General features: G+C 67.0%; 11 protein-coding genes. 4 read left to right on the top strand and 7 right to left on the bottom strand.

What is annotated here, in order from left to right:
• Window positions 1-61: 61 nt before the first annotated feature.
• From AC1RHV_RS02880 to AC1RHV_RS02865, 4 genes are all read right to left on the bottom strand, one after another.
• On the bottom strand, window positions 62-1,051 hold the full coding sequence (locus tag AC1RHV_RS02880) for a quinone oxidoreductase family protein (RefSeq protein WP_492299684.1): 990 nt from the start codon (window positions 1,049-1,051) through the stop codon (window positions 62-64).
• A 91-nt stretch (window positions 1,052-1,142) separates the two neighbouring features.
• Window positions 1,143-2,057 carry a dioxygenase family protein gene (locus tag AC1RHV_RS02875; RefSeq protein WP_492299683.1) on the bottom strand — a complete coding sequence of 305 codons (915 nt, stop codon included), beginning with the start codon at window positions 2,055-2,057 and terminating at the stop codon, window positions 1,143-1,145.
• Between the two features lie 47 nt (window positions 2,058-2,104).
• The gene (locus tag AC1RHV_RS02870) at window positions 2,105-3,133 is read right to left on the bottom strand and encodes a tripartite tricarboxylate transporter substrate-binding protein (protein ID WP_175162776.1); all 1,029 of its coding nucleotides are present in this window, start codon (window positions 3,131-3,133) and stop codon (window positions 2,105-2,107) included.
• A gap of 72 nt (window positions 3,134-3,205) precedes the next feature.
• Window positions 3,206-3,736, bottom strand: a complete 531-nt coding sequence (locus tag AC1RHV_RS02865) for a cupin domain-containing protein (RefSeq protein ID WP_054454462.1) — start codon at window positions 3,734-3,736, stop codon at window positions 3,206-3,208.
• 162 nt (window positions 3,737-3,898) lie between these two features.
• Between AC1RHV_RS02865 and AC1RHV_RS02860 the strand changes: the two genes are divergently transcribed.
• Window positions 3,899-4,825 carry a LysR family transcriptional regulator gene (locus AC1RHV_RS02860; RefSeq protein ID WP_054454464.1) on the top strand — a complete coding sequence of 309 codons (927 nt, stop codon included), beginning with the start codon at window positions 3,899-3,901 and terminating at the stop codon, window positions 4,823-4,825.
• A gap of 188 nt (window positions 4,826-5,013) precedes the next feature.
• Window positions 5,014-6,486 carry a hypothetical protein gene (locus AC1RHV_RS02855; RefSeq protein ID WP_492299682.1) on the top strand — a complete coding sequence of 491 codons (1,473 nt, stop codon included), beginning with the start codon at window positions 5,014-5,016 and terminating at the stop codon, window positions 6,484-6,486.
• Between the two features lie 42 nt (window positions 6,487-6,528).
• Here the strand turns inward: AC1RHV_RS02855 and AC1RHV_RS02850 are convergent, their stop codons facing one another.
• The gene (locus AC1RHV_RS02850) at window positions 6,529-7,767 is read right to left on the bottom strand and encodes an EAL domain-containing response regulator (protein WP_175162780.1); all 1,239 of its coding nucleotides are present in this window, start codon (window positions 7,765-7,767) and stop codon (window positions 6,529-6,531) included.
• A 194-nt stretch (window positions 7,768-7,961) separates the two neighbouring features.
• Between AC1RHV_RS02850 and AC1RHV_RS02845 the strand changes: the two genes are divergently transcribed.
• Together AC1RHV_RS02845 and AC1RHV_RS02840 are read left to right on the top strand one after the other, a co-directional pair.
• Window positions 7,962-11,003, top strand: coding sequence for a hybrid sensor histidine kinase/response regulator (locus AC1RHV_RS02845; RefSeq protein ID WP_492299681.1), 3,042 nt, complete (start codon window positions 7,962-7,964; stop codon window positions 11,001-11,003).
• A gap of 134 nt (window positions 11,004-11,137) precedes the next feature.
• Entirely contained in the window at window positions 11,138-11,836 is a 699-nt protein-coding gene (locus AC1RHV_RS02840; protein ID WP_175162782.1) for a response regulator, read from the top strand.
• 20 nt (window positions 11,837-11,856) lie between these two features.
• Here the strand turns inward: AC1RHV_RS02840 and AC1RHV_RS02835 are convergent, their stop codons facing one another.
• Both AC1RHV_RS02835 and AC1RHV_RS02830 read right to left on the bottom strand, forming a co-directional pair.
• Window positions 11,857-12,567, bottom strand: a complete 711-nt coding sequence (locus AC1RHV_RS02835) for a response regulator (RefSeq protein WP_175180924.1) — start codon at window positions 12,565-12,567, stop codon at window positions 11,857-11,859.
• A gap of 117 nt (window positions 12,568-12,684) precedes the next feature.
• Window positions 12,685-13,041, bottom strand: coding sequence for a hypothetical protein (locus tag AC1RHV_RS02830; protein ID WP_192352100.1), 357 nt, complete (start codon window positions 13,039-13,041; stop codon window positions 12,685-12,687).
• Window positions 13,042-13,528 lie beyond the last annotated feature (487 nt).

The following is a 13,528-nucleotide window of genomic DNA, read 5'->3' as shown; positions in this document are numbered from 1 at the left end:
CGAAAAAAAAGCCGATCGCCCATGACGGACAGGCGATCGGCCGGATAAAGCGGGTCGCGGATCAGGGGGCGAGGACGGGCCGGTCCTGCGCGCCTTCCAGCACCTTGATGTAGGCCTCGCGGGCTTGCGCCAGCGGCACCACGGCGGCCGGACTGACCGGAAAGGACTGCAGGCTGCCGTCCCCGAAGCCGGGCAGCAGCTCGCGGAACACCGCGGCGCAGCGGGCCGAGTCCAGCTTCAGGCTGTCCACGCCGATCAATTGGAGGTCGCGGCGGTAGAAGGCCTGGATGTCGAAGGGCACGTTGCGGTCAGGGGTGGAAATGACGATCTGCCGCCCGCCCACCTTCAACGATTCCAGCGCCGCGGCGAAGTACGGCGAGCCCACCGTGTTGTAGGCAATGTCCGCGCCCGTCTGGCTGGTCAGCTCCATGACACGCTGGGCGATCCCGTCGCGGCTGCCATCGATGACCGACACGCCTGAAACCGCATGGCCGACGTAGCCTTCGCCGCCGCGCTCCACCCCGATCACCCGGGCGCCGGCGCGGCTGGCCAGCTGGATGGCGGCCTGCCCGACCTTGCCGTTCGAGCCGAACACCACCACCGTCTGGCCCGGGCCAGACAGGCCGGCGCGGCGCAGCCCTTCATAGGCGGTGACAAACGGCACGCCCGCCATGGCGGCGCTGGCCGCTGCGATGTGGGCAGGCCTGCGCACCAAGGCGGCCACGGGCAGCACCAGGTAGCGCGCGTGGGTCCCGTCGCGCGTAATGCCCAGGTCGCCGCCCGTGCCCCACACCTCCTGCCCCATCCATTCCGCGGGTCCGGCTATCACCTTGCCCGCGTAGTCGCGTCCGGGCGTGCGCGGCCAGATCGCGTAAGGCATCATGCCCATCGCCGCCTTGACGTCGCTGGGATTGATCCCGGCCGCGCTGACTTCGACCACGGCATGGCCTTCCGGCGCCTGCGGCACGGAGATGTCGACCAGGGCCGGCCGCAGCTCGGCGACGGTGGAAACGCGTTCGATCACGCGCAGGGCTTGGGTTTTCTTGCTCATGTCTGTCTCTGGTTCTGGTTGTTGCGGGCAAAGGCTGCCCAAGGCGCGGCAGGCCGCGCCGGGATTGAGGTCGAAAGCGGGGAAAGCCGGATCAGGAAAGCGGCGGCTTGGGCATGCGCGTTTCGCCCGGCTCGAGCTTGAGCTCCACGTCCAGGCGGTAGGTGCCGTCGCCCGTCGCTTCGAACTTCCGCAGCAGCGACCCCACCGCGCCGAATGCCGCATCGCTATACGCGTAGGCGTCGTTGGCGTCGAAGATCTGGGTGGTCAACACCTTGTGGCCGGGCGCCGAGGCGATGAAGTGCAGGTGCGCGGGCCGCATGTGGTTGCGCTGCTGCAGCGCCAGCAGGTCGCCGCAGGGGCCGTCGATGGGCACGCCGTAGCCGGCGGGCTTGACGCTGTCGAACCAGAAGCGGCCGTCCGCGTCAGTCATGAACACGGCCCGCAGGTTCATGTCTTCCTGCTCGGGATCCTGGTTTTCGTACAGGCCGCTGGGCGCGGCCTGCCAGGTTTCCAGGCGCGCGCCGGCCAGCGGCTGGCCATCCAGCGTGCAGATGCGCCCCGTCACCAGCAGCCGATCGCCGGTCGTATCCTCGGTGGCGATCTTGGAACCGTTTTTTAGTACGGGCTGGTTGGCGCGCCAGAACGGCCCGATCAGCGCGGGCTCCGTGCCGCCGGCCTCCAGCACGCCCTCGGCGTCCATCAACAGGACCAGCGTGGCCACGCCCAGGATGTCGGCCAGCAGGATGCCTTCGTGCCGCAGCGGATTGGTGGCCTGGCCCACTCGCACCATGAAATCCAGGCCCCGGTGCAGTTCCTCGTAGCTCAGTTTCACGTCCGCCGCAAACGCGTGCAGGTGGCGGATCAGGGAATCAAGAACCTCGCGGGTGCGCGGGTCCGTGGCCTGGTTGGCCGCAAGAACGGCTTGCAGCAATGCTTGCGGCGTTGCGGGTATGGCGCGCTGTTCGTCGGCGGCGCGCGTGTCCGCGCAGGAATTGGCATGACTCATAAACATTCAACCCTGTAGTCTGACTAATGAAATTTGCGTGCCGCGCTTCAGTCGGCGCTTATTCCCGCCTGGGCCGCCACGGCAGCCCATTGCGGGACCTCCTGCGCCACCCTGGCCTTCAGCGCCGCTGAAGAACTAGCGATGACGCGAAATCCGAGCCCGTCGAGCTGCCTGCGCACCGGCTCTTTGCCCAGCGCTTCGGCCACCGCTTTGTTGATGCGTTCGACCGTGGCGGCCGGCGTGCCCGCCGGCGCGAACAGCGCCTGCATGGTTTCCGAGCGGAAATCGGCGAAGCCGGCTTGCGCGATCGTCGGCACGCCGGAAAGCGCCGGCCAGCGCTCTTCCCCGCCCACGGCCAAGGCCCTGAGCCGGCCGTCGGCGAGAAACGCCTGCGCCGCGGGCAGCGCGGCAAAGGCGCAGTCGACCTGGCCTCCCAGCGCCGCCAGCACTGCGGGCGCCGCGCCCGAGTACGGGACGTGCAAAGCCTTGACACCCGCGCGCCGCCACAGCAGTTCGGCCGCCAGATGCACGCTGTTGCCGTTGCCCGGCGTGGCGTACGTGAGCGTGCCGGGATCCCGGGCGGCAGCGTCCAGCAGATCCTTGAGCGTGGCAAGCCGGCTTTCGGCGCGGACCACGATGACGTCCGGGGAACTCACCGCCAGGCTAACCGGCGCGAAGTCGCGCACCGGATCGTAGGCGGGCCGTTCTGCGGCGATCGCAGGATTCGTGACGAACGAGGACGACACCAGCAGCAGCGTGCCGCCGTCCGCCTGCGCCCGGGCGACCGAGGCCACGCCGATATTGCCGCCTGCGCCTGGGCGGTTCTCCACGATCACGCTCTGCCCTAGATAGGCCGGCAGCTGCGCGGCCAGCAGGCGCGCGACGATGTCCGTGGAGCCTCCGGGGGCGAACGGCACCACCAGGCGCACCGGCGTGCGCGAACTCCTGCCGAAGAACGGAACGAGCTGCTTGGCCTGGCCCATCGCAGGCACCGCGCAAAGCGCGCCCGTACAGGCGACGGCCCGCAGCACGCGTCTTCTTGCAATCAGCCGGGATACGCCATAGTCATCGCTCATTCCATGTCTCCTCTATTGTTCTCTTTGTTATCGATGGCGCCGCACCTGGCCGGCGCAGGCCACCGTCCGGCATCAGCTTTCCGCTTTCTCTTTAAGGAAGCCGTCGGTGCCGTAGACCAGGCCGGTGTTCTCGGCGGCGCGCACCACGTCGGGATGCCAGGCAATGCGCCCGCATTCCTCGTCGGTGCCGCCGACGACGGAATAGACGACCAGGGCATGCGGGTTGGGATTGCGGAATCCGCGCATCACGCCGATGGGGCAGGAAATCACGTCCCACTGGTTCAGCATCACCGAGTGCTCGCCCTTCTCGCCCCAGATCACTTCCATCTGGCCGTTCAGAGGGCAGAAGACTTCCTCGGTCTTGTGCGCATGCAGGCTGGCGCCCTGCCCCACGGGAATTTCGATGAAGGTCACGCCAAAGCGGTGGTTGCCGGGGATGGCTGGCTCCACGCCTTTGTTCTCCAGCACGCCGCGGTTCATGATCTTGTAGATGTTCTTCTTCATGCCGGGCAGCCGGCTTTCGATGAAGGTCTCGCGGTAGGGCTCGACCTTGCCCCAGCGCGCGATGCGGGTGGCTTCCATTTCCTGAGCATTGATATCCATGTCATTCCTTTTTCTGATGATCTTTAAAGAGAGAGGTGCTGCGGCTTTTCTCGCGGCTGATGCAAGTTAAAGCTCACCCGGATGCAGCGTCCACTACCATTTTCTTACCGCTCCCATATAATTTTGTTATGACTCAATCCGCCACATAGGGCTGCTACGGAAATGGATCTGCGGCAACTTCGCTACTTTGTCGTTCTGGCCAACCAGGGGCATTTCGGCCGCGCCGCAAGCGTCCTGCATGTGGCGCAGCCCGCGCTTACGCGCCAGATCCAGCTGCTGGAAGAAGAGCTCGGCGTCCAGCTCTTCGTGCGCCATTCGCGCGGCGCGTCGCCCACCGAAGAAGCCGCCTTCCTGCTGGAACGCGCTTCTTTCCTGCTGCGCTACGCCGAACAGCTCAAGCAGGACATGTCTGCCCTGCAACGCCATCCCAGCGGCCCCGTCGTCATCGGTCTTTCTCCCGGACTCGCAATGACGCTGGCCGTGCCCCTGACTCGCGCCGTGCAGGAACAGCTCCCCGAAGTCCGGCTGCGCTTCGTTCAAGCCTTCTCTCCCACGCTGCACGAAATGCTGCTCAAGGGCCAGGTGGACCTGGCCATGCTCAACGGTCCGGTCCCCGTCGCCAACCTGCTCACCTATCCCTTCCTGACCGAAGGCATGTGCCTCATCGGACCGCCCTCGCATCGCAAGGCCCGGCCCGCGCGGATCGGCGTGCGCGACCTGGCCGAGCTGCCGCTGGTGATGACCGGCCTGGCCAAGTCCGGCGTGCGGCTCGAGCTCGAGGCCCAGGCGGCGCACGCCGGGGTGCATCTGAATCCGGTGGTGGAAGTCGAAACCATGGAAGTCGCCAAGCGCCTCATAAAGGAAAAGGTCGGCGTGACCGTGCACTTCGCCGCAACCGTGCTGGAAGACATCGAGGCAGGCCGCCTGTCCGCCCAGCCCATCGACGGCCTCAGCCTGCGCCGCATCCTGGCCCACCCTTCGGATCGGCCGGCCTCGCGCGCCACCAAGGCGGCGGTCGAGATCCTGCGCCAAGTAGCGCGCGAGCTGGTGGCGACGAAGCGCTGGCCCCACGCCACGCTGGACTTCTGAACCCGCCCCCGCAGGTTGCGGCATTTTTATCATCGTCCCGCGTTCCAGACGCGGGACGCAGCGTACGGTTGCCGCGCCTTCCAAAAGACCCCGCGATCGGGCAGGCATGAACCGCCGCGGCGCGGCTCTCGGCATACACTGCTACGCGCCAAGCCTGTCCCGGACCCCGCCATGCACACGCTCAATCCATGATGTACCTACTGTGGTCGCTACCCGCCCTGGCCGTCATCGGCGCCATCGCCAGCGGACGCCTGAACACCACGGCCGCCGCCTTGCTGGGCCTGCTGGCCGCCGTGCCCATCGCCCTGTATGCGGCGCCCGCCTCCTTCACCACCGGCCAGCTCGGGGTGGCGCTGGAACGCGGCCTCTGGATAGGCGGGATCATCACGCCGTACATCCTGGGCGGGCTGCTGTTCTGGAACATGGCGGCACAAGGACGCGCGCCGCACGCGGCGGCGGACGGCGCAAACACCGCACTGGCCCATCCGCTGGCGCGCCGCCGGCTGCTGTTCTTTGCCTGTTTCCTGGTCGGCCCTTTCGCCGAAGCGGCCACTGGCTTCGGCGTGGGCATGCTGGGAACGGTGCTGCTGATCCGGCCTTTGAATTTGAAGCCGCGCGAAACCATGGTGTTTGCGCTGCTGAGCCAGACCCTGATCCCTTGGGGCGCCATGGGCAGCGGCACGCTGCTGGCGTCGGCCTATGCGCGCGTCCCGGCCACGGAGCTGGCGCTGTACGGCATGGCGCCGGTCGCCTTGCTGACGGTATTGTGGATGCTGCTGTACTGGCGCACCGCCAGGCGCGCAGGCTTGCGCGCTGAATCCGCGGAGCATGTGCGCGAAGCCGTCTGGATGATCGCGAGCCTGGCCGCCCTGAGCGCCGCGACAGCGCTATTGGGACCGGAAACCGCGCTGCTGTCGGCCTACGGCCCGCTCATCGTGCTGCGCTTCCTGCTGGACCGCCGGCCCGACCGGCCCCGGATGATGGCGGCGGCGCGCAAGGCGCTGCCCTATATCCTGATGATTGCTTGGCTGGTGGCCACGCGCTTGCTGCCAGGCTTGAACGGCGGCCTGGCCGGACTGGCTGCGTTCAAGCCGTTCCCGGACCTGCCCGGCTGGATGCCGCTGCTGCATGCCGGCAGTTGGCTGATCGTGGGCGCCGTGCTCATGGCCGCCATTTGCCGCCAGCGCGACCTGCTCGCGACGCAGGCGCGCGCGGCCTGGACCACGGGACGGCACGCGGTGTACTCCGTGTTCCTGTTCGCCATGATGGCCGAAGTCCTGGCCGGCGCCGGCATCTCGCAAGCGTATGCCGACGGCCTGTTCGCCAGCCTGAAGGACTGGACCATATTGATCACGCCGCTGCTGGCCGGCGTATTCGGCATCCTGGCCAACAGCGGCAACGCGCCCAACAGCCTCTTCATGCCTGCGCAACTGTCGCTGGCCTTGAATGCGGGCCTGAGCGTGCCGGCTGCGGCCGCGCTGCTGCATGTGTCGGGCACGTCGATGGGAATTTTTTCACCGGTGCGGATGTCGATCGCGGCTGGCCTGGCGCATGGCCGCGGCGAAGAGCGCGGCGTGTATGTGCAGTTGCTGCCCTACGCGCTGGCGGCGTTCGGACTGCTGCTGTGCCTGGCGGTGCTGGTGGTGCTGGCGGGGGCCTGATCGCTATCTGCGACCAGCCTGCGATACGGTACACGGCCCGCTTCAGGCGTTCGCGTACATCCGCAGGATCCCATGCCCGATGACTCCCTGGCTGAGCGCGTACTGGCTGAATGCCCCTAGCGGCATCGGCCTGCCATGGAAGTACCCTTGCGTGACCTGCGCGCCCAAGGCGCGCACCATGTCGTAGTCCTCCTGGCTCTCGATGCCTTCGGCCACCACCGTCATGTCCAGCGACCGCGCCATCTCGACGGTGCAGGCCAGGACATCCTGGGCATGGCGATGGCGGCGCGCCCGGGCGATCATGTCGCGATCGATCTTCAATTCGTCGAAAGGCGCGCACAGCAACCGGTCGAGCGAGGAGTCGCCGGTGCCGAAGTCGTCGATCGCGCAGCTGAAGCCGCGCAAGCGCAGTTGCGTGATGGCGCCCGCCAGCGCCCCGTTGGAGCGCGCGCCACCGTCCTCGGTGATCTCGATGACGATGCGGCTCGGATCCACGCCGGCGAATTCGGCCCGGTCGGCCACGTCCTGGGCCCAGCAGATGGAACTTGCGACGGCCGCGGGCACGTTGATGCTGATGACGCAATCGGGCCGGCCGCCCAGTTCGCGCTGCGCCTCGAAGGCGCGCGCCAACATGTAGTCGGTCAGCGATCCCAGCAAGCCCGCCGCCTCGAAAGCCGGCAGGAAAGCGGCCGGAGGAATCATCGCGCCGTCATCCGCGACCCAGCGCGCCAGCATTTCAGCGCCGCGCAGTTCGCCCGTCGACACGCAATGCTGTGGCTGGAAGTACGCAGCAATCTCGCGCTGCGCCAGGGCGCGGCGCAGACGTTCGGTGTCCAGGCCGGCCAGCGCGACGCCGCTGCTCTGCGCCGCGGCGCGCAACGTCGCCTCGCCATCGGCCAGCGCGGTCCGGGCCAGGGATTCGATCATCGAAATCAGGCAGGCCGCCTCCAGCGGCTTGCCCAGCGCGGCGATGATGGGCAGGCCGCGATTCCGGGCGTAGGTCGCCGCCGCCTGCAGGATCCGGGTCGGATGGCTGCTGGCGATCGCGATGCCGCCGCAACCGCCGGCATCGGCCAGCGCATCGATCATCTGCAGCCCGGTGCGGTCCGCCATGTCCAGATCGACAATGACCAGATCCCATTGCTGCTGCTGGATCGCCGCCACGGCCGACGCGCCGTCGTGCGCCGTCGCCACTTCAGGCACGCCGATCTTGCCCAGCATCCGCGCCAGCGCGGCACGTTGGAATTCGTCTTGGTCGACAACTAGGGCGGATTTGAGCATGATGGTCCCGGAGAACGAAGCGCCCATGGCGCGGCGGCGAGGCGCCTGCGGGCGGAAGGCCAGGCAGCGAACTGCCGACGAATTCATTGTTCCACCCGCCGCCGGGAACGGAAATCAGCCGAGTCCTATATTGCCGGTTCCGGCCTGTTTGGCTCTATCATGGCGTCACCCATTCCGGCGGAGCCGAACCCAGCATGGCCGCGCAGATCCAAGACGCCCCTGAGCCCGAGACCGCCGGCCGGCCGTCGCGCAGCGCCATCAGCATCCTGAACCGCTATCAAAGGGCGCTGCTATATGTGGGCGGCGCCGTCACAACCTTGGTCCTGCTGACAGTCGCTGGCGTCATGCTGTTCGCGCAAGCCAAGGATTACGTCGCGGAACGCTATGCCGGCTTCGTGGTGCGCAAAGCGCTGTTGCAGACGGCGCTGGGCGTGCGCGAGGGCGCATTCCGCATCGGTCTTTCGCACGAGGAGTACGCCTGGCCCGCACGCGTGTCGTCCGCGGCCCCCGACCTGGTGCAGACTTTCGCGCGCCTGCAAGGGCGCATGGAATTCCAGCGCAACCCAAACTTTCCTCCGGTGGTGGCCCTGGCCGACATCGAACCCGGCCGGCCCGCCGCCGCCTACCTGCCCTATCTGCATCTGACCGACGAGATCAGCTATTCCGCTGCGGCCTACGCCAAGGCGCTTTCGGTCAGCGGCTTCTTCTACAGCCCCGACCGCGGCTTCCTCGGCGTGGGTCCCATGTCCGACACCGTGGATCCGCTGGCGCTGGTGGGCGCGAAAGACGTCGCGGAACTGATCCGGACGATCGCCCCCGACCTGGGCGACCTGGAATCGCCCGAGATCCAGCAGCGCCTGATGGCGGCAGGCGGACCGCGCTGGCTGCCGCCCGCCGTCGATCCCTTGACGCGCAAGCTGTCCCTGCGGCTGTACCAGGCCGCAAGCAGCCAGGGCCGCATATTCGCCATCTTTGTTGCCATCTATCCTGCCGATACGCTGAACGCCTATCTGAGGACAACGCGCTACGAAGAGGCAGCCCTGATCGTCGACCAGGACGGGCGCCAGCTCCTGCCTATGGCCATGGAAGAGCAAGACGCGAAGATCGCTGCCAGGATGCTGGACGCAACGAGATCGGATCCGGTCGCGCCGCCGGAGGTGCGTTACCGCGACGGCCTGTTCATCCTCGGCGACCAGGTTTCCGAATCCGGCTGGCGCCTGACCTACGCCTTTTCCTGGCGCACCATAGTCGCCGACCTATGGCCCAGGCTGGCCGGCTACGCGCTCGCGACGCTGCTGATGGTGACGTTCGTCTGGGCGGTACTGCTGCTGCTCGACCGCAAGGTCTTCAAGCCCGGCTATGCCCGCTCACAGCGCATATTCGAAAGCGAGAACCTGAACCGCACCATGGTCGCCACCGCGCCCTCGGGCCTTGCGCTGCTGTCGCTGAACACGGGCGAAGTGCTGTTGCAGAACGAGGTCATGCAGGATTATGCCGCCAGCGCAGCGCCCGGCAGCCCGCCCTTGCATGCGCGTCTGCTCGCCCTGTATGGCGGCGCTTCGGACGCCGCCGGCTGGCACGCCGAGCTGGAACTGGCCCATCCGCGCATCGGCGGCAGCCACAGCGATCTGCTGGTGAACGCGGTGCGGACCAAGTACCAGGGCGTGGACGTGCTGCTGTGCAACTTCACCGACATCACGGCCCGCAAGCAACTTGAACAGAAACTGGACGAAGCCCGCGTCGCCGCCGACACGGCGAATCAGGCCAAATCCGCCTTCCTGGCCACCATGAGCCACGAAATCCGCACGCCGCTGAACGCCATCCTGGGCAATCTCGAACTGCTCGAGCGCTCTGGCCTGCAGCCCGCCCAGAGCGAGCGCCTGCGGGCGGTGACGTCCTCCTCGGCCACGCTGCTGGAGATCATCAACGACATTCTGGATTTCTCCAAGGTCGAATCCGGCCAGATGAGCGTCGAGTCGATTCCTTTCGACCTCGCGGAAGCCGCCCGGCAAGTCGTCGCCGTTTTCACGCCCGCCGCGCAGGCCAAGGGCCTGGAGCTGGATTGCAGCATAGACGACCGCTTGGCGCCCCGCTATCTGGGCGACCCCACGCGCATCCGCCAGATCATGTTCAACCTGGTCGGCAACGCCATCAAATTCACATCCCACGGCGATGTGCTTCTTGAGGTCTACCGCCAGGACGACGATGCGCCCGACACCCCTATCGTGATCGGCGTCAGCGACACGGGCATCGGCATGACCCCGGCGCAGCAAGCCGTGCTGTTCCGGCCGTTCACCCAGGCGGATTCCTCCATCGCCCGGCGCTACGGCGGCACGGGGCTGGGCCTGGCGCTATGCGGCCGGCTGGCCACGCTCATGCACGGCAGCATAGCCGTCACCAGCAAGCCGCAGGAAGGCAGCACCTTCCTCGTCACGCTCCCCTTGCCCCCCGCACCCGCCGAGGCCCCGGATGCCGCAGTTCCGGCGAGCACGGCGCCGCTGGAACCGGAGCAGCCGCTTGCCGCCCGCATCCTGGTGATCGATGACAACCCCGCCAACCGCGAGCTCATGAAAATACAGCTGGAGACCCTGGGCTATCAGGCGGACCTGGCGGCGGATGGCAGCGCGGCCTTGGCGCGCTTCATGGAACAGGCCTACGGCCTGGTCATCACCGACGTGAACATGCCCGGCATGGACGGCTATGCCTTGGCCCGCTGCCTGCACGCGCAAGGCGCGCAAGTGCCCATCATCGCCTACACCGCCCACGTCGGCGCGCAGGAGCACCAGCAATGCCGCGACGCCGGCATCGACACGGTGCTGGTCAAACCCCTGCTGCTGGACAAGCTGGATGCCGCCATCCGGCGCCTGCTGCGCGGCGCCCCGGCGCCTGCCCCGCGCCCGCGCGCCCGGGACGAGATCGCACAAGGCCCGCTGCCTGCGCGAGTCCATGAGGCACTGACGCGGTCGCTGCACCAGTCGCTCGCAGCCATCCGCAAGGAACTCGCGGCGATCCGGACCGGCAATGCGCCCGCCGAGCCCGAGGCGGGAGCGCATCTGCACTCGCTGCGCGGGGCCTACGCCATGATTCACGAAACGGCGCTGGCAGACCGGTGCGCACAGATGGAAGACCTGGCGCGCAACCGGCGCACCGATGCCTTGGCTGAGGCCTTGGACGTGTTCGAACCCATGGCGCTGGCAGCCCTCGCAGGGCGCCACCCCCGCGACGCCGAAAAATAGGCTTAGTCCTATCCGAACCGGGCCTGCAATCGGACTCGGCTGCTTATCCGCCAGACCACGCGCCTCTACAGTCTGTCCTGCGCCGCCTCGCCGCGCCTGGCCGCCTCGCCAGCCTGGTCCCACCCTGTTCCATCATGAAGCCTCTGAATCTACGCGTCGTGGTCGCCGACGACCATCCCGCCGTGCGCGCCGGCGTGCAACACACGCTCGCATCCAGCAGCACCGTATCCGTGATCGGCGCGGCCCGCGACTCCACCGAGCTGATGGAGATGCTGAGCCGGCATCCGTGCGAGGTGCTGATCTCCGACTATTCCATGCCGGGCGGCCATTTCGGCGACGGCATCACCCTGTTCGGCCTGATCCGCCAGCGCTACCCCGGCCTGAAGATCGTCGTGCTGACCATGCTGGAAAGCCCCGGCATCGTGCATTCGCTATTGAACCTGGGCATTCCCGCCGTCCTCAGCAAGTCCGATTCGTTGAATCATCTGTTGCCCGCGATACATGGCGCCCATGCCAACGGCCGCTATCTTTCGCCGCGGATCGCCGATCTGGCCAATGCGCTGGACCGCGGCGACTATGGGATCCACATGCTGACCCGGCGCGAGCTGGAAGTGGTGCGCCTGTTCGTATCCGGCCTGACAATCAACGAAATCGCCGAGCGCCTGCATCGCAGCAAGAAGACCATCAGTACGCAGAAAGGCACCGCCATGCTAAAGCTGGGGTTGGAGCGCGACATTGAACTGCTGCGCTACGGCATCGAATCGGGACTGGTCAGCGCCAATCCGTCGGGAAGCCCGGCAGGCGCAATGGACCAAGCGCCTGCATCGTCATAAGCCGCGGCAAGCGACCGGCCTCAACCCTGCGCGCCTTCCGCCGGCTCCTGCACTGGGGACGCGGAGTCCGCGGCCAGCGTGGCTGTCAGGCCGTTCTCCATCGCATACCGGAACAGGTCGACCTCACGTTCGATGCCGAGCTTTTCCATGGCCTTGGCCTTCTGGGTGCTGATGGTCTTCTTGCTGCGATGCAGGCGCTCGGCGATTTCATTGATCGTCAGGCCCGAGGCATACAGCCGCACGACCTCGGATTCGCGCTGGCTCAACACGCTTTCCGGATTGCGTCCACGCCGGTTCCAGTCTATGCCCTGGATTACCTTGTTGGCGCTGGGCGAATAGTACTTGCCGCCGGTATGCGCGGCGTGGATGGCGGGTATCAGGTGCGCCAGCGCGTCAGACTTGCTGACGATGCCGCCTATGCCCAGCGTGACCAGCGTGTGCAGGACCGCCGCGTTGTCCAGCATGGTCAGGACCACCAGCTTCAGTTGCGGATAGCGCCGTTGCAACAAGCCGAACAGCGATGCTCCATCGCCGAAATCGCCCGCGGGCATGGAGTAGTCGGATACCACCACGTCGCAGGGAGTACGGTCCAGCAATGCGACCAGCTCGGTGGAGTTGGCGGCCGCGCCCACCAGCGCAATCGTGGGCACTTCGGCCAGCGCGTGCTGTACGCCCGCGACCATGCCGGGATGGTCATCCGCCAGCATCACCTTGATCTTGAATTCGTCCATGTCCGACCCTCTGGTCCGGCGCGCTGCCGGGGCGCTGCATTGTATTCGCCCTAATGGCGTCAGCGAATATTGAAAGGCGGAGCCCGCCCGACCACGGCGGGCTCCGCCAGCCGCCGGCTAGTCGTAGGCCAGCATGACGACCGCCTTGGCGGGCCCGGCCGGCGGATGCGTCCGGCTTGCGGTCAAGGCCAGCGCGCCGCCGCCCGCGGGCAAATGGCAGGTCGTGGCCTGCTGCTTGCCCATGCCTGCGCAAGCCAGGGCATATGACGATGCGTCCAGATTGACGAGGCTGACGGTCGCGCTGCTGCGCTCGACGCGCGCGCCCTGGAACTGCATGGCGGCGCCTGCCGCCGTCGGCGCCAGCGTGCGCGTATATGAAGCTGCGGAAATGCCGCCGGTAAACGAGACCGTCCCTCCGGCGGCATGCGCCGCCAAGGGCATCACGCCCGCCGCCAACACGCTTGCCATGACCATACGAACAGAAATCCTCGCAGGATGCCTCATGTCAACTCCTCAACAAATGCGGCAAGGGCGCCGCATATTCTTCATTCATGACCGGATAACGACTGCCAGGTCTCGGAATTGAGAGCGCGGAGCCGCCGCCCCGGACGTGGCACAACAGTCTCTTGCGCGGCGGCAAGTCTGGAAGCGCGAAGCGTGGCCTGCAGGCCGCCTCGAAGCCGGCCTTGACGCCGGGCAAACAGGCGGTGCGGGCTTGAGCGGAACAGGCGGTTCGCTGCGGTGCGATGGAGTTGCGTTGCGAGCTCCGAGCCTGAGCCGGCGTAGCCGTCCGCGCCCTGCCCGCAGTCCTGTCCAGGGGCGAATTCATCAGCCGTGTCCTAGTTCGTAAGCCATTGATATAGGACGAATCCGAATACTGGAAAACAAATGCAAATATAGCCCTGAAAATGGATAGCAAGCGGGAATTTCATGGGATTCTTCGCTTCTGCATCGCGCGCGC

This window comes from Achromobacter sp. GW823-FHT04E03 (assembly GCF_058796095.1).
This window is presented reverse-complemented; position numbering and strand designations above follow the sequence as displayed.